This is a genomic window from Nocardia anaemiae NBRC 100462 (assembly GCF_001612725.1).
Classification (GTDB): Bacteria; Actinomycetota; Actinomycetes; order Mycobacteriales; family Mycobacteriaceae; genus Nocardia; species Nocardia anaemiae.
Genome location: NZ_BDAZ01000053.1, coordinates 97162 through 113704, shown reverse-complemented (window position 1 = coordinate 113704; position 16543 = coordinate 97162). Strand labels below are relative to the sequence as shown.

The window sequence follows — 16543 nt, the reverse complement described above, 5'->3', positions numbered from 1 at the left end:
GTCGTCCGGGTGGTCCCGGGGGCCGTGGCGGTGCGGCCGGTGCGTTCGGTCGTCCCGGTGGCGCTCCGCGTCGTGGTCGCAAGTCGAAGCGGGCGAAGCGCGCCGAGTACGAGAACATGCAGGCGCCCGCCGTCGGCGGCGTGCGGCTGCCGCGCGGTAACGGCGAGATCATCCGTCTCGCCCGCGGTGCCTCGCTGTCGGACTTCGCGGAGAAGATCGATGCGAACCCGGCCGCGCTGGTGCAGGCCCTGTTCAACCTCGGTGAGATGGTCACCGCGACCCAGTCGGTGAATGACGAGACCCTCGAGCTGCTCGGCAGCGAGATGAACTACGTCGTGCACGTGGTCAGCCCCGAGGACGAGGACCGCGAGCTGCTGGAATCGTTCGACCTGACCTACGGCGAGGACGAGGGCGGCGAGGAAGACCTCGAACAGCGTCCGCCGGTGGTGACCGTCATGGGTCACGTCGACCACGGTAAGACCCGACTGCTCGACACGATCCGTAAGGCCAACGTCCGTGAGGGCGAGGCCGGTGGCATCACCCAGCACATCGGCGCCTACCAGGTGCTCACCCATCTGGGCGATAACGACCGGCTCATCACCTTCATCGACACCCCGGGTCACGAGGCGTTCACCGCCATGCGTGCCCGTGGTGCCAAGGCCACCGATATCGCGATCCTGGTCGTCGCCGCCGACGACGGCGTCATGCCGCAGACGGTGGAGGCGATCAACCACGCGCAGGCGGCCGATGTGCCGATCGTGGTGGCGGTCAACAAGATCGACAAGGAAGGCGCGAATCCGGACAAGATCCGGCAGCAGCTGACCGAATACAACCTGGTTGCCGAGGAATACGGTGGCGACACCATGTTCGTCGACATCTCCGCCAAGCAGGGCACCAACATCGAGCAGCTGCTCGAGGCGGTCCTGCTGACCGCGGACGCGGCGCTGGATCTGCGGGCCAACCCGGATATGGACGCCCAGGGTGTCGCCATCGAGGCGCACCTCGACCGCGGCCGTGGTCCGGTGGCGACCGTGCTCATCCAGCGCGGCACGCTGCGCGTCGGTGATTCGATCGTGGCGGGCGACGCCTACGGTCGTGTCCGCCGCATGGTCGACGAACACGGCGACGATGTCGTCGCGGCACTGCCGTCGCGGCCGGTCCAGGTCATCGGCTTCACGTCGGTGCCAGGCGCCGGTGACAACCTGCTCGTCGTCGACGAGGACCGGATCGCTCGCCAGATCGCCGACCGCCGCAATGCGCGCAAGCGCAACGCACTGGCCGCGCGCAGCCGCAAGCGGATCAGCCTGGAAGATCTGGATGCCGCACTGAAGGAGACTTCGGAGCTCAACCTGATCCTCAAGGGCGACAACTCCGGTACCGTCGAGGCCCTCGAGGAGGCGCTGCTCGGTATCGAGATCGACGACGAGGTGCGCCTGCGGGTGATCGACCGCGGTGTCGGTGGTGTCACCGAGACCAACGTCAACCTGGCGTCGGCGTCGAACGCGATCATCATCGGGTTCAACGTCCGGGCCGAGGGCAAGGCGACCGAGCTGGCCAACCGCGAAGGTGTGGACATCCGGTACTACTCGGTGATCTACCAGGCCATCGACGAAATCGAGAAGGCCCTCAAGGGCATGCTCAAGCCGATCTACGAAGAGGTCGAGCTGGGCCGGGCGGAGATCCGCGCGATCTTCCGTTCGTCGAAGGTCGGCAATATCGCCGGCTGCATGGTCACCTCGGGTTCGGTCAAGCGCAACGCCAAGGCGCGCCTGCTCCGCGACAACTTGGTGGTCGCCGAGACGGTCACGATCTCCACCTTGAAGCGGGAAAAGGACGACGTCACCGAGGTCCGCGAGGGCTTCGAATGCGGTATGACGTTGACCTACAACGACATCAAGGAAGGCGACGTGATCGAGGCCTACGAACTGCGCGAGAAGCCGCGCGACTGAGATTGTGCGTCGGTGGTCCGGCCCGTCGACACCGGGCCGGACCACCGAGACAATCTTTTCGTAGGCACCGATACAGGAGGCTTGGGTGTACCTGGGTGCACTGGAGTTCGACGTCCTGCTCGGAGATGTGCGCTCGCTGAAGCAGAAGCGTTCGGTGATCCGGCCGGTGCTGGCCGAATTGCAGCGTTTCGGCGTGAGTGCCGCCGAGGGTGGGGAACAAGACCGCCACCGTCGTTCACTGCTCGGAGTCGCCGTGGTCAGTTCCGGTATGGATCACTTGACCGAGGTACTCGACAAATGTGAGCGTCACGTCGCGGCTCGTCCGGAGTTAGAGTTGCTGGCAGTGCGCCGCAGGATCTTCGGACCCGAAGACTGACCCGCGGCGGGAACGACGGGCCCGGAGGCGGTAGCTTGCGTAACCACGCAGGGCCCCGGTCCCGCCGCAAAATGAACACAGCAGTAGTGAGGAGGGTTCAGCCATGGTTGATCAGGCCAGGGCACGCCGACTCGCCAAGCGGATTTCCGCGATCGTGGCGACCGCGATCGAATACGAGGTGAAGGATCCGCGTCTGAATTTCGTGACCGTGACCGATGCGAAGGTCACCGGCGATCTACGCGAGGCGACGGTGTACTACACGGTGATGGGCGAAACCCTCGACGTGGAACCGGATTACGCGGCCGCGGCCGCCGGTCTGGAGAAGGCCAAGGGTGTGCTGCGCTCGAAGGTGGGCGCGGGCACCGGCGTGAAATTCACCCCGACGCTGGCGTTCGTGCTGGACAAGGTGCCCGACGCGGCACGAGATATGGAAGAGCTATTGGCCAGGGCGCGGGCCGCAGATGACGCGGTCGCGAAGGTGGCGGCCACCGCCACCCACGCCGGCGACGCCGACCCGTACAAGGTCGAACGCGAATCCGACGAGTGACGTGCGGTAGACCATGACGACGATGCCCGTCGACCCGGGTAGCGGGGTCGCTGTCGATTCGGTCGATTTCGGACCGGCCGTCGCCGCATTGAGCGCGGCGCGTTCGGTCACCATCCTGTGTCATGTGCAGCCCGATGCCGACACCATCGGCAGCGGGCTGGCGCTGGCATTGGTGCTGCATCGGCGCGGTGTCCCGGTATGGGTGTCGTTCGCCGAACCCGCCGAACTGCCCGCCACGATGCGGACGCTGCCGGGTGTGCGGCATCTGGTGCGGCCCGCGGATGTACCGGCCGAAGTGGATCTGCTGGTTTGCGTGGACTGCGGCAGTGCCGGTCGGCTGGGTGTGCTCGCCGACCGATTGGCCGGGGCCCGAACGACTTTGGTGTTCGATCATCACCGCTCCAATACCCGATTCGGGACGATCAATGTGATCGATGCGGGGGCGGAATCGACGACGAGTCTGATCGCGCGGTTGTTCGATGCCTGGCAGGTGCAGATCGATGCCGAAGTGGCACATTGCCTCTACGCCGGATTGGTCACCGATACCGGATCGTTCCGCTGGGTGCGGCCCGGCACCCATCATCTGGCCGAACGGCTGCTGGCCACCGGCATCGACGGTGCCGAAATCACCCGCTCGCTGATGGATACCCATCCGTTCGGCTGGTTGCCGATGCTGTCGCGGGTGCTCGGCTCGGCTCGGCTGGAGCCGCAGGCCGGTGGCGGGACCGGGCTGGTGTACGCGATTGTGCGGCGCGAGGATGTCGATGGGGTGCGCTCGGAGGAGGTGGAGAGTGTGGTCGATATCGTTCGCACCACCTCCGAGGCCGGGGTCGCCGCGGTGTTCAAGGAATCCCGCACGATTCCGGATCGGTGGACGGTGTCGCTGCGATCGCGCGACAGTGCGCCGGGGGCGCGGGATGGCGTCGATGTGGCTACTGTCGCAACGTCTTTGGGCGGTGGTGGGCATCGGTTCGCGGCCGGGTACACCACCAACGGCACGTCCGAGTCGGTAGTCGCGGCTCTGTTGGCTGAACTCGGGTGAGTTCGGAGGTCAGCGCGGTCGCGTCGGATCCGATCGGCGCGGCGGGGCCGCGACGGATTCTCGGACTCGCCTTGCCAACCCTGGGTGTGCTGGTGGCCGAGCCCATCTATCTGCTGTTCGACCTGGCTGTGGTGGGGCGGCTCGGGGCTTTGGCATTGGCCGGGCTTGCGGTGGGCGGATTGATTCTGGCGCAGGTCAGCTCGCAGCTGACGTTCCTGTCATATGGGACGACGGCGCGGGCGGCGCGGCGACATGGGGCGGGGGATGAGGATGGTGCGATCGGGGAAGGGGTGCAGGCGACCTGGGTCGCCGTGATCGTCGGGACGCTGATTCTCGGTGTGGGGCAGGCGATTGCGGTTCCGCTGATCAATGTGATCGCGGGTGGTGGGGATATTGCGGGGGAGGCATTGATCTGGGTGCGGATCGCGTTGTTCGGGGTACCGCTGATCTTGATCGCGATGGCGGGTAACGGGTGGTTGCGCGGGGTGCAGGAGACGCGTCGGCCGCTGCTGTTCGTTGTTGCGGGACTGCTGGTTTCAGGGGTGCTGTGCCCGACGCTGGTGCACGGATTGCTGGGTGCGCCGCGGCTGGAACTGGCGGGTTCGGCGGTCGCCAATGCGGCGGGCCAGTCCGTGACGGCCGGGCTGTTCCTGACCGCGCTGGTGCGCGCACGCGTTCCGTTGGCACCGCACTGGTCGGTGATGCGGGCGCAGCTGGTTCTCGGTCGTGATCTGATCGCCCGCAGCCTCGCCTTCCAAGCCAGCTTCGTCTCGGCCGCGGCCGTCGCCTCCCGATTCGGTGCGGCATCGGTGGCCGCACATCAACTGGTCCTGCAGCTCTGGAATTTCCTTGCGCTGACCCTCGATTCGCTCGCCATCGCCGCCCAAACGCTGGTCGGTGCGGCGCTCGGCGCGGGCGACGCGACCGGTGCGCGCGGACTTGCGCGCCGCATCACTCGCTGGTCGGGAGGATTCGCGCTGGTGCTGGCAGCGGCCTTCGCCGTAGGGGCCACCGTCATCCCCGAGCTGTTCACCGACGACCCGGCCGTCCTCGACCGCACCCACGTAGCCTGGTGGTTCTTCGTCGCCATCATCCCGATCGCAGGCATCGTCTTCGCCCTCGACGGTGTCCTCCTCGGCGCGGGCGATGCCGCCTACCTCCGCAATACCACCCTCGGCGCGGCACTTCTCGGCTTCCTCCCCGCCATCTGGGTTTCCCTGATTTTCAACTGGGGCATAGCAGGCATCTGGACCGGCCTCGTAGCCTTCATGCTCCTACGCCTCATCGCCGTGGTCTGGCGCGCAGAATCCGGCCGCTGGGCCCGAATCGGCACGGAGATTCCGCGCGTCAGCGCTTAGCCGGATGTGCTGGGCACGGTTCGCGCCCGGCGCATGTTTTCGCGGGCGGAAGTAGTGCTCGGAGACGGCAGTTCGGCAGTGGTGTCGGCGGATAGCCAATTCCTGCCGGTTGGGTTGTGTGGCGGGTGGGTTGTCGGCGGGCGACCGTTCGTGCTGGGCGGATTTGTGTGGCGCGGTGGGGTTGTCGATGGTGTCCGCAGGCAGCTGCTTGTGTCGGGTGGATTTGTGTCGCGGGTAGTGGGGCGTCAGTGGTGTCGGTGGACGACCACTCCTGCCGGACGCACTGAGCGCCCGGAGACGGTCAGGCCGGTTTGCGCGACCGATGCCACCGTGCGATCCAAGGCCGGATCGTCGGTCTTCGCGACGTCCGCCGCCTCCATGGTGAGCGCGTCGAAGGTGTCGCCGGGCTGTGGGATGACCAGTGTGCCGCCGCGGCCGACGATGAGCCGTTCGATGCGCGTGGCGATGGCTTCGAATGCCGCACGCTCGCGCGGGGATTCGGCAGTCGTGGCACAGGCGGCGGCGTCGGTGTGGAGGGCGAAGAGTTCCAGGACGAGCGGTAGGTCGGCGCCAGCGCGATCCCGGCGGTCGCGTGCCTTGGCCTCATCGGCCAAGCGCTCGATGGTGGTGGCTTGGCGAACGATTACCCGAGTGAGGTCTTCGATGCGTTCCGCTAATTGGGCGAGTGGGTCGGTGGGATTTTCGAATTGTGGCGCGTGGGAGTAATCGGTCTGCTGCGCGGTCGAGCCGTCCGCGTGCGGCACAAGGGGATTGGCGATGTGACTGGCCGGTGGCGTGGGATCGGTGCTGGTCTCGACCTGGGGCGTGATGGGGTCGGTGAAGTGACCAGCCGGTGGCCGGGATGGGTTCGTGGGGGCGTCGGCCTGTGGCGTAACGGGCCTGCCCGGTGGCGCTGGAATGGGGATTTCGGACTGTGGCGTAACGGGCTTGCCTGGTGGCGTGGAACTGGGGATTTCGGACTGTGGTGTGAGGGGATTGTTCGTGGGACTCGCCTGTGGCAGAGGGCCGGTTCGGGTTTCGGCCTGTGCCGTGGCTGGATTTGTTGAGTGACCAGACTGTGGCGCGGCTGGGCTGGGTGTGCTCTCGGCCCACGGCGTGCGGGGCTTGGCGGGGTGACCAACCTCCTGCGCGGTTGAGCTGTTGAGGTTTTCGAGCTGTGGCGTGCGGGGGCTGGTGGGGTGACTTGCCTGCGGTGCGGTTGGGTTGGCTTCGACCTGCGGCGCGGCGGGGGTGGGGTCCTCGGGGTGCGGCGCGGCGGGGTCGGTCATGCTGGCACTTTAACGCGAGTTCGTTGGGATGCATCGATTGTTTTGGGCGGCATCGGGATCCACTGTTGGGAACTGGGCTGGTGTCGGAGGTGGCTGCTACCATCGCGTCCCATGGGGGTCTACGGCATCGACCTTGGTACGACGAATTCGGCGATCGCGCGGATAGACGCCGATGGTCGGCCCGAAGTCATGATCGGCTTGAACGGCGAGGCGACGGTGCCTTCGGTCGTCTTGTTCGCGTCGGCGTTCGATCATCTGGTGGGCGAGGGTGCGCGGCGGCAGGCCCGGCTCGATCCGGAGCATGTGTGCACGCTGGTCAAGCGGCGGATGGGCGATACGGATTGGCGTTTCGCCGCGCACGGGCAAACCTGGTCCGCGCCCGCCGTTTCGGCGCTGATTCTGAAAAGCCTTGCCGCCGATGCCGAATTCAGTGGTGGTGAGCCGGTGAAACGCGTGGTCATCACCGTGCCCGCCTACTTCGGTGACGAGGAGCGGCGCGCCACCATCCAGGCGGGCACGTATGCGGGCTTCGATGTCGCCGGTGTGCTCTCCGAACCGATCGCCGCGGCGCTCTCCTACGGCTTCGGCAGACTCGACGGCAGTGTGGACGTCGGCAAGTCGGGCCCGCGCGAGACGGTTCTCGTCTACGACCTGGGCGGCGGCACTTTCGATGCCACCGTCATCGAACTCGCCGACCGTCGCATTTCGGTGCTCGCGGTCGAGGGCGATCACCAACTCGGCGGCGCGGACTGGGATGAACGCATCGCGCTGTGTCTTTCGCAGAAATTCTGTGAGGCGAATCCGGATGCCGAAGACCCGCTGGACGATTCGGCCGGTTCGCAGATGCTCGTACTGGCCGCCGAACGCGCCAAACGCGAGTTGACCGATGCCGAGCGCACCGACGTGGTGATCGCGCATGACGGCGCCCGCGCGGTGATCCCGCTGACCCGCGACGAGGTCGACGCGATGACCGCCTCGCTCATGCGCCGCACCATCGACCTGACCCGCGACTGTCTCGCCGCGGCGGGCAAGCGCGGCGCCGCATCCGTCGACCGCCTGCTGCTCGTCGGTGGCTCCTCGCGTATGCCGATGGTCGAACGCGAACTGCGCAAGGAACTCGGTCTCTCCGGCGAACTGCGCGATCCCGACCTCTCGGTGGCGCGCGGCGCGGCGGTCTACGGTGAAAAGTTGGAGATGGAACGTCTGGTCCTCGCCGACCTCACCACGCGCGGCCGCCTGCGTGACGGTGCGCATCTCGAGGAGGCCGCACCGGCCGATCTCGACCAATCGATCGCCCGCGTCGCCGCCTCCTTCGGACAACCGGTCGGGCTGGTGCGCCGGATGCTGGAAATCCAGGTCGATACCGTTGTTTCGCGTGGTTTCGGTGTGCTCGCGCTCGACTATCAGTACGGGCTCGCGGCGACCTGGTTGGTTCATCGCAACTCGACCCTGCCGGTGAAGGTGCGTCGTTCCTTCGGCACCGTGCGCGCGGATCAGGACGAAATCGCGCTGACCATTGTGGAACAGCAGGGCCAGGCGGCATCGGCGCGACCCGAGGATACGAAGGTGCTGGTGGAAGGCCGCATTCGTGGCATTCCCGCGGGTTATCCCGAGGGCAGCGAGGTGCGGGTGACCTTCGAGATGGGTTTCGACGGTGTCCTGCGCGTCACGTGCCATCACGTCGATGCCGATATTCCGTTGGTCCTGACCGCGCAAACCGGTGCGACCCTGTCACAAGCGGATGTGGCGCGCGAACTCGATCAGGTCCAGCGCACCCGCCGCCGCGACAGCTGAGCCGTGACCATGCAGGCGTTCGATCCGAACGACTACCGCAAGCGGGTGCTCGCCGATGTCGAGCGCCGCGGCGGGCTGGAGGAATCCGATCCGTTCGAGCTCTACGACATTCCGCTGGACGAGGTGGAGTCGCTGAGCGATGCCGAGATCGCCGCGCGGGTCGAAGAGGTCTGGGGCTTCTGGCAGCGCCAGCGCGACCATCCGAAATATCGGGTGCTCGTCGGTTTGCTGGTGGACGCGCATCCCAAGTTGTCACGCGTATTACTGGATTCGGCGGTGCGTCGGGTGGAAGCCGGGCGGATCCGGGAGATGCGCGAGCGGCGGGATGCGGACCGCTACGAGATGCTCGACGCGGCGATCTCGCGATTGGTGCAGCGCCACGGCGGGGTTCCGGCAGGGAAGGTGCCCGGGCTGGAGGAGATCGGCGCGATGGGCGGGCTCAGTGCCGCCGACGTCGCGACTCGATTGCGTAGGCATCGTGTCATCGAGGACGCTCCCGCGCCTGTCGGTGTGCTCACCGACCAACGCAGACATCAGATTCGGCAGTTACTCAGCGAATGGGAACGGCTCGTCGACGGCGAACCGACGCCGACGCTGTTCGCGCTGCTACGGGTGGATCCGGCGAAAGCCGGTCAGTCCCAGGAGATTCGATTGCGCGCCGAGGCGCTACGCGCGCGGTCGCGTGAGCTGCCGCCGGGACGTATCCGAGTTGTGTTGGACGAGTTACTGATTCACATCCAGGATGTACTCGAGTCGGACGAAGCGACGCTGCGGGAGTATCTGCGGGCGGTGGCCGAGGATGTCGCCACGGAGTTGCGGCCGAAGGTCAGGGCGGCGGTGCTGGTCGAGGACGAACTCGTCGGTGACGACTTCCGATACCTGCTCGATGAGGCGATGCGATTGGGCCTGGATCGTGCCGACGCCACCCGGGTGCTGACCGAGATCGCGGCGGAACTCGGTGCGCGAGTATCGAATTCGGCGTCCACCGCCCCGTCGCAACCGATACCACCTGCCCCCAGACTCTGGGAGGCACCGCTCAAGGCCGCTCGTGCGGCGCTGCGCGGGGGACGCCCACGAGAAGCGGCGCGGCATGTCGAGGAGGCGCACCGGCTGGTCGGCCCGGATGGGGGAGGGCTCACCCAGATTCGGTCGGTATCCGATGAGGTGGACCGCGTACTGAACGAGGCACAGGTCCGCTGGCGCAATGCCACGGCCGCGTGTGCGGCCACGCGGTTTGTCGAGGCGCTGCCACATCTGGAACAGGTGCGCCGCATCGCATCCGATCTGCTGCCGCCGGACCAGGTCCCGAATATCGACCAGTTGCTCGCCGAAGCCCGGAAGGCCATTGCCGAAGCGGACCGCCTCGTCGCCGCGGCGCAAGCGGGACCGGCCGATGCCAGGATGCGCGGGTTGCTCGCCGCGGTCGAGGTATGCGCCGATCACGCCGGTGCGGCCACTGCTCTCGCGGAGTCGCCGATCGAGGCGCCGCAGCGCGTCGAGGCCACCCGTTTGGCAAACGGGTCGGTGCTCGTGGCGTGGTCGCCGACGTCGACGGATAACGTCGCCTACCGGGTGACCAGATTGCAGCCGGACGGGTCCTGGCGCGTCGTCGGCCGCACACAGGCGACCGAACTCGAGGACGGTGGCGCGCCCGCCGTCGGGCAGCCGGTGTACGCCGTGGCCGCCGCCGTCGCGGGCCGGTACTCCGAGATCACCCGATCCGATATCGCTGAGGCCGCGAAACCGCAAGGCAGACAAGACCAACCGCTGGACGATCCGTCACCGGGCGGCATCCCGGCGGTGAGCGGCCTCGCCGAGCGGGCGGGACTTCTGGTCTTCATCTGGCCTACCGGCGTCACCGAAGTCATGGCCGTGGTGCGACCCGACCAACCGCCGATCACCCCGGACGATCCCGAGGCTCGGTCCTGGAAGGTCACCAATATGCGGTACGAAATCGATGGCGGCGTCCGTATTCCGCCCGATATTCCGCGACCGTGCCATATCGCCATCGCATCCTGTCGCCGCGAACCGAACGGAAAGCTCACGGTCGCCGCGGGTTTCGCGCCGAGCGCACGGATCCGCTGGTTCGGATAGTCGAGATCGGTCGTGCGGTGGATCTCGAGATGCGGCCATGAACCGCGGGGACTTCGACAGTGCTACGTGTGGTGTGCCGATGGGCCGCCCGGTGTGCTGGGATGATGAGCGTGCATCGGGTGGTGCGCGCCGAAAGGCGATTGGCGGCGCACCGCGGGTGACCGCCCAGAAGCGAGAATCCCCGACAGCGCAAGGCAGGATGGGAACGTGCTCGCACAGAACGCTGTGAATACGGTACGGACGCGGGTGTCCTCGACATATGTGCTCGCCGCGCTGATCGTCCTGGGGCTGGTCCTGCAGGTGCCGCTGGCGCATGCGGTGGGTGCGTCCGCGCGATTGCAGACCGCGGTGACGATTTTCGCGGGTGTCTTCGTGCAGGCGGTGCCTTTTCTGGCGCTAGGGGTGTTGGTGAGCGGCGGTATCGCGGCCTTCGTCTCGCCCGAGTTGCTGCGAAAGGTATTGCCGCGCAACGAGCCTGCCGCGATCGGCGTCGCCGGACTTGCCGGGATGGCGCTGCCCGGCTGTGAGTGCGGTGTGGTGCCGGTGGCGCGACGGCTGACCGATCAGGGTGCACCTGGATCGGTCGCCTTGGCCTTCATGCTGTCGGCGCCCGCGATCAACCCGGTGGTGTTGATCGCCACGGCGGTGGCGTTTCCCGGGGAACCGGGAATGGTGGCCGCGCGGTTCACCGGTTCGCTGGCGACCGCGGTGGTGATGGGACTGATCTGGTCGCGAATCGGACGCCCGGCCTGGCTGCTGCCGCGCGGCGCCGGACGCGACCACTGTGTGACGGGGCGAACCCGGTGGGAGGTCTTCACCGAGGCCGCGCGACACGATCTCTTGCAGGCCAGCGCATTTCTGGTAATCGGCGCCGCGGCCGCCGCAGCGCTACATGTACTGGTTCCGCCTACCTGGTACGAGCGGTTGGCCGGGCAGATGGTGGTCGCGATCCTGGTCATGGCGGTGCTGGCGATCGTGCTCGCGCTGTGCTCGGAGGCCGATGCATTCGTCGCCGCGAGCATGTCGACACTGCCCCTGCTACCGCGTCTGGTCTTCCTGGTCGTCGGCCCCGCCGTCGACGTGAAGCTCTTCGCCATGCAGGCGGGCAGTTTCGGCCGCCGTTTCGCAATGCGCTTCGCCCCCTTGACCTTCGCGGTCGCCGTGACCTGCGGCACTGTCGCCGGATACATCTTCCTCGGAGGTGCCCGATGAGGCGAGAAGCACAAAACCTGCTGTTGCTCCTCATCGGCAGCGCAGTGCTCTGGATAACCCTCGATGGCAGCTACCTGCGCTACGTCAAACCGAGCCTCTACCCCTTCTTGCTGATCAGCAGCATCGGCTTCATCCTGCTCGCCCTGATCGCAATCATTCGGGATATCCGCCGCGGCACCGCATCCGACGACCACGTCGACATGCACGGCCACAGTGAGGTGCTCAGCCACATCGACACGCGTCGCCCGAACAACATGCTCGGCGGTGACGACGCACCGGGCCACAGAGCATTCGACGCCAGTGAGATAGGCGGCGTTGCAGCTACATTCGGCCGCGACGACGCACTGAGCCACGCCGACGCGCGGGGGCACGAGGATGCGGGCGGGCATGGCGAGCACGACCACGGTTCCGGCCGCGCGCAATGGTTGTTGCTCGCGCCGGTCGCCGCGCTCTTGCTCATCGCACCACCCGCACTGGGTGCGGGGGCGGCGGTAACCAGTTCGCCCGTTCAAGTCGTGCCGCGCGACATCGCCGCGGAGCAGCCGAAGCTATGGGCCTTCCCTCCGCTGCCTGCCGAGCCCGCACCGCGCTTGCCGATTGTGGATCTGGTGGATCGGGCGCTGCAGGACTCCAGTCACTCCCTGGACGGGCGCGAGGTCACGATCAGTGGGTTCATTATTAGGCCCAAGGATCTCGAGCAGCAGCATCCGGATACGCCCGATGCGGATCTCGCCCGGGTGGTCATTACTTGCTGTGTCGCTGATGCGCGGTACGTTCTGGTGCACCTGTCGGGCATGTCCGAGGTGATCGAGGACGATGCGTGGCTGGAGGTCCGGGGTGTCGTCGAATCCGGCAGTGCCCAGCGGGATCCGGGTCACACGCCCACTATCGTCGTCACCGACTACCAGCGGATCGAGGCTCCGGACCGCCCGTACGAGCGCGGCCGCTAGCGTCGGGCATCGCCCATGATCACCGAGCCGAACGGCGGCGACGCGCGCGGATATGCCAATGTAGGTGTGGTGATACCCAAGTTGATGGCGGTCAGCGACATTCACGTCGGGCACCAGGGGAATCGTCCGGTCGTCGAGCAGATTCGCGCGGATTCGCCCGAGGACTGGCTCATCGTGGCCGGGGACGTCGGGGAGAAGTCCGACGATATTCGCTGGGCGCTGGAGCTGCTGCGCGGGCGCTTCGCCAAGGTGATCTGGGTGCCGGGCAACCACGAATTGTGGACTACGGCGAAGGATCCGGTGCAGATGCACGGTGTCGCGCGCTACGACTACCTGGTGTCGATCTGCCGGGATCTCGATGTCATCACACCGGAGGATCCGTTCCCGGTGTGGACCGGCGCGGGGTCCGAGCAGTACGGCGGTCAGGTGACGCTGGTTCCGATGTTCCTGCTCTACGACTACTCGTTCCTGCCGAAGGGCACCAAGACGAAGGCCGAGGGCCTCGCCCTGGCCCGGGAACGCAATGTGGTGGCGACCGACGAATTCCTGCTCTCACCTGATCCTTACCTGACCCGGGATGCCTGGTGTCATGCCCGCGTCCAGGTCACCAAGCGGAAGCTGGACGCGCTGCCACCCGAGACGCCGATCGTGATGATCAATCACTTCCCGCTGGTCCGTCAGCCCACCGACGTGCTGTGGTACCCGGAATTCGCGCTCTGGTGCGGCACCGATCTGACCGCCGACTGGCACACCAGCTACAACGTGGTCTGCTCGGTCTACGGCCACCTGCACATCCCGCGTACCTCTTATTACGACGGCGTGCGCTTCGAAGAGGTATCGCTCGGCTACCCCCGCGAATGGCAGCGCCGCGGACTGCCCGACCAGTTGTTGCGTCAAATCCTGCCGACTCCCGACTACCCGCCGGGGTCGCTGAACAAATGGGGCGGCCACTTCAAGGTCACCCCCGAGATGGAGGCCGCGGCCGACGAGATGCGTGCCAAAGCCGAGCGTCGCCGCGGCGTATGACCCCTTGACCGGCACCGCAGCGGCAATTTGATTCGCAGCGCAACTACTGATTTGGTGTGTACATGGGTAACTCGTCGGGTTCGGGCACGTTCACCTGCCCCCTGACCGCTGGACGCCGCTCGCGTGGCACTCGGGCCGAAGGTGCGGGGAGGCGGACGAGCTGATCGAGAAAATTCTTCCCGCTGGTGTGGCTTCGGCGGAGCTCTTGGAATATCCCGAGAATCTGCAGCCGCATCCGGCCGAGGCGCACCTCATCGAGAAGTCGGTGGAGAAGCGCCGCCGGGACTTCATCGGCGCACGGCACTGCGCCCGGCTGGCGCTGGCGGAACTGGGCGAGGCACCGGTCGCGATCGGCAAGGGCGAGCGGGGTGCGCCGGTGTGGCCGCGCGGCATTGTTGGCAGCCTGACGCACTGTGACGGCTATCGGGCCGCGGCCTTGGGCCACAAGCTGCGGTTCCGCTCGATCGGCATCGATGCGGAACCACACGACACCCTGCCCGAGGGCGTGCTGGATTCGGTGAGCCTGCCGCCCGAGCGGGACTGGTTGGCACGGGTCGGCGGCTCCGGCCTGCACCTGGACCGGTTGCTGTTCTGCGCGAAGGAAGCCACCTACAAGGCGTGGTGGCCATTGACCGCGCGCTGGCTCGGCTTCGAGGACGCCCACATCACCTTCACCATTGACGAGAGCTCCGACGGCGCGGGGTCGGGCACCTTCCACAGCCAGATCCTGGTGCCCGGACAGGTCACCGACGGTGGTGCGCCGCTGATTTCCTTCGACGGCCGCTGGATGATCGGCGACGGACTCATCCTGACCGCGATCGTGCACGACTGATGGCCGACGCACGGATCGACGCACTCGGTGGTCTGTTGATCGTCGACAAGGACGGCGGCTGGACCAGTCACGACGTCGTCGCGAAGTGTCGAAAACTATTGCGCACCAAGAAGGTCGGGCACGCCGGGACACTCGATCCGATGGCCACCGGCGTACTGGTGCTCGGCGTCGAACGCGCCACCAAACTGCTCGGCCTGCTCACCCTGACCACCAAGGCCTACACCGCGACCATCCGGCTCGGCCGGGCCACCACCACCGACGACGCCGAGGGCGAAGTGCTCTCGACCGCATCGGCGACCCATCTCACCGATGCCGAAATCGCAACGCACACTGTGCAATTGACCGGCGAGATCGAGCAGGTGCCCGCCACGGTCAGTGCCATCAAAGTGAACGGTGAACGTGCCTATGCCCGGCATCGGGCCGGTGAAGAGGTACAGCTCGCCGCTCGCCCGGTCACCGTCTCGCGCTTCGATATCCTTGCGCGCCGCGATATTTCGGAATTCGTCGATCTGGATGTCGTCGTCGAATGTTCGTCCGGCACCTACATTCGTGCGCTGGCGCGCGATCTGGGCGCCGCACTCGGTGTCGGTGGTCATCTGACCGCGTTGCGTCGCACCAGGGTCGGCCCGTTCACCCTCGAGCACGCCAGAACCCTCGACGTATTGGCCGAATCCGAGGAACCGCTGTTGAGCCTGGATATCGATGACGCTATCCGAACCGCATTTCCACGGCGCGATATCGATGACAAACAGGCCGACGATCTGCGCAACGGCCGCTGGCTCGAGCCGGTCGGCATAGCGGGCGTCTACGCCGCTGTCGACCCGTCCGGGCGTGCGATCGCGCTCTTGCAGGAGAGCGGTAAGCGCGCGGCTTCGGTCATGGTCGTGCGTCCGTCGAATCTTTAACCGCGCCAAGTGGTTCCAGTGCGCCGAGCAGCGCGCCGACGCAGATATCGCGGAGTTCGGTGCGGGTGCAGGTGCGGTTCTCCAGCCAATCGACCGATAGCACCCGGACGAAGGTCAGCCAGCCCATCAGCACCGATGAGGTGAGCTCGCGGATATGGCCGTCGACGCCCATGACGTCGAGCAGACGGACTCTGAGTTCGCCGAGTTCACCCGAGATGATCGCCTGAATGGTCGGATCGCCCGCGAGCAGACGATTGGCGGCCACCACCGTATTGGCATTGGCCTCGAAGTAGTCGAAGTGCTCGTCGAGTCCGGCCGCGAGCTGTTCGGGCAGCGGGGTTTCGGTATCGAGTTTCGTGGCGACCAGCAGGCGATCGGCGGCCAGTTGGTAGACGCCAGCGAAGAGGTCGCGTTTGGTCGGGAAGTGGCGATAGAGCAGGGCGCGCGAAATACCGGCCGCCGCCGCGACATCCTCCATCAGCACCGCATCGTAGGCGCGTTCGGCGAACAGTTTCGCGCCCGCGTCCAGTAGCAGGCGGCGGCGTTCGTCGGGGGCGAGGCGGCGGCGGGTCACCTCTTGGAGCTTAGTTGACGTATGTCTACTAAGCGCCGTAGGGTCGGACTTAGTAGACATACGTCTACTAGTGAAGGGAGGAATTCATGACCTCGGCACTCAAGTGGCTGTCCATGGCGATGGGCATTGTCATCGTCGGTATCGGCATCTTCCATATGGCCGCCGGTATCGACGGCATTCCCGATATGGGTTCCTCCGGCGTCACCGCCGACAGTCAGACCCGCTTCTTCGGCGGCATCTTCGTCGGCTACGGCCTCGCCTGGATCTGGGCCGCCCGCCAAGTCCCGATCGCTACGCACGCGGTGCACTGGCTCGCCGGAATCTTCCTACTGAGCGGCATCGCTCGCTTGATCTCGGTCGCCGTCTACGGCTGGCCGCACTGGTTCCAAATAGTCCTCACCGCAATAGAATTCGCCCTACCCCCGATCTTCTTCTGGCTGGCCGCCGCCCAACCCAAGCGCCCCGATCCAACTGTCGCCCACGTCCCCGCCACAAGCTGACCGGTTTCCGTCGCATATCGGATCACTACCTCGCACAGGGTGTGCCTTCTGCGAGGTGGTCAGTGGCTATGCGCCAACTGGCACGGCGACCGAAT

Annotated in this window: 15 protein-coding genes; 13 read left to right on the top strand and 2 right to left on the bottom strand. The window is 66.5% G+C overall.

Features of this window, described 5'->3' with window-relative positions; all coding sequences use genetic code 11:
- The 5 genes from infB to NA5_RS27610 all read left to right on the top strand — a co-directional run.
- Nucleotides 1-1949: translation initiation factor IF-2 (gene infB, locus NA5_RS27630; protein WP_084484466.1), on the top strand; the 1949-nt coding region annotated here is incomplete at its 5' end.
- Between the two features lie 85 nt (nucleotides 1950-2034).
- The gene (locus NA5_RS27625; protein ID WP_062991140.1) at nucleotides 2035-2325 is read left to right on the top strand and encodes a DUF503 domain-containing protein; all 291 of its coding nucleotides are present in this window, start codon (nucleotides 2035-2037) and stop codon (nucleotides 2323-2325) included.
- A 103-nt stretch (nucleotides 2326-2428) separates the two neighbouring features.
- Nucleotides 2429-2872: a 30S ribosome-binding factor RbfA gene (gene rbfA, locus NA5_RS27620; protein ID WP_040693060.1), complete on the top strand. Its 444-nt coding sequence runs from the start codon at nucleotides 2429-2431 to the stop codon at nucleotides 2870-2872.
- Between the two features lie 22 nt (nucleotides 2873-2894).
- Entirely contained in the window at nucleotides 2895-3914 is a 1020-nt protein-coding gene (locus NA5_RS27615; protein WP_062991175.1) for a DHH family phosphoesterase, read from the top strand.
- On the top strand, nucleotides 3911-5272 hold the full coding sequence (locus tag NA5_RS27610) for an MATE family efflux transporter (RefSeq protein ID WP_062991138.1): 1362 nt from the start codon (nucleotides 3911-3913) through the stop codon (nucleotides 5270-5272). Before NA5_RS27615 ends, NA5_RS27610 begins: the two co-directional genes overlap by 4 nt.
- A gap of 245 nt (nucleotides 5273-5517) precedes the next feature.
- Here the strand turns inward: NA5_RS27610 and NA5_RS42450 are convergent, their stop codons facing one another.
- Nucleotides 5518-6561 (bottom strand): nucleotide exchange factor GrpE, encoded by a 1044-nt coding sequence (locus tag NA5_RS42450; protein WP_157110667.1) that lies wholly within the window; start codon nucleotides 6559-6561, stop codon nucleotides 5518-5520.
- A gap of 111 nt (nucleotides 6562-6672) precedes the next feature.
- Between NA5_RS42450 and NA5_RS27600 the strand changes: the two genes are divergently transcribed.
- From NA5_RS27600 to truB, 7 genes are all read left to right on the top strand, one after another.
- Nucleotides 6673-8355 carry an Hsp70 family protein gene (locus tag NA5_RS27600; protein ID WP_062991136.1) on the top strand — a complete coding sequence of 561 codons (1683 nt, stop codon included), beginning with the start codon at nucleotides 6673-6675 and terminating at the stop codon, nucleotides 8353-8355.
- A gap of 9 nt (nucleotides 8356-8364) precedes the next feature.
- Complete coding sequence (locus NA5_RS27595) at nucleotides 8365-10449, top strand: hypothetical protein (protein ID WP_063813620.1); 2085 nt, start codon at nucleotides 8365-8367, stop codon at nucleotides 10447-10449.
- A 207-nt stretch (nucleotides 10450-10656) separates the two neighbouring features.
- Entirely contained in the window at nucleotides 10657-11661 is a 1005-nt protein-coding gene (locus NA5_RS27590) for a permease (RefSeq protein ID WP_062991132.1), read from the top strand.
- Nucleotides 11658-12611, top strand: a complete 954-nt coding sequence (locus NA5_RS27585) for a TIGR03943 family putative permease subunit (RefSeq protein WP_062991131.1) — start codon at nucleotides 11658-11660, stop codon at nucleotides 12609-12611. Before NA5_RS27590 ends, NA5_RS27585 begins: the two co-directional genes overlap by 4 nt.
- A 69-nt stretch (nucleotides 12612-12680) precedes the next feature.
- Nucleotides 12681-13637 carry a metallophosphoesterase family protein gene (locus NA5_RS27580; RefSeq protein ID WP_157110669.1) on the top strand — a complete coding sequence of 319 codons (957 nt, stop codon included), beginning with the start codon at nucleotides 12681-12683 and terminating at the stop codon, nucleotides 13635-13637.
- A gap of 160 nt (nucleotides 13638-13797) precedes the next feature.
- Nucleotides 13798-14469, top strand: a complete 672-nt coding sequence (gene npt, locus NA5_RS27575) for a 4'-phosphopantetheinyl transferase Npt (RefSeq protein ID WP_062991129.1) — start codon at nucleotides 13798-13800, stop codon at nucleotides 14467-14469.
- Nucleotides 14469-15374, top strand: coding sequence for a tRNA pseudouridine(55) synthase TruB (gene truB / locus NA5_RS27570; RefSeq protein WP_062991127.1), 906 nt, complete (start codon nucleotides 14469-14471; stop codon nucleotides 15372-15374). The genes npt and truB overlap by 1 nt, the downstream gene beginning before the upstream one ends.
- On the opposite strand, the gene NA5_RS27565 is transcribed toward truB, so the two are convergent.
- Complete coding sequence (locus NA5_RS27565; protein WP_062991125.1) at nucleotides 15346-15948, bottom strand: TetR/AcrR family transcriptional regulator; 603 nt, start codon at nucleotides 15946-15948, stop codon at nucleotides 15346-15348. The genes truB and NA5_RS27565 overlap by 29 nt on opposite strands.
- Nucleotides 15949-16034: 86 nt before the next feature.
- Here NA5_RS27565 and NA5_RS27560 point away from each other — a divergent pair, with 86 nt between their 5' ends.
- On the top strand, nucleotides 16035-16448 hold the full coding sequence (locus NA5_RS27560) for a DUF4345 domain-containing protein (protein WP_062991123.1): 414 nt from the start codon (nucleotides 16035-16037) through the stop codon (nucleotides 16446-16448).
- Nucleotides 16449-16543: the final 95 nt, after the last annotated feature.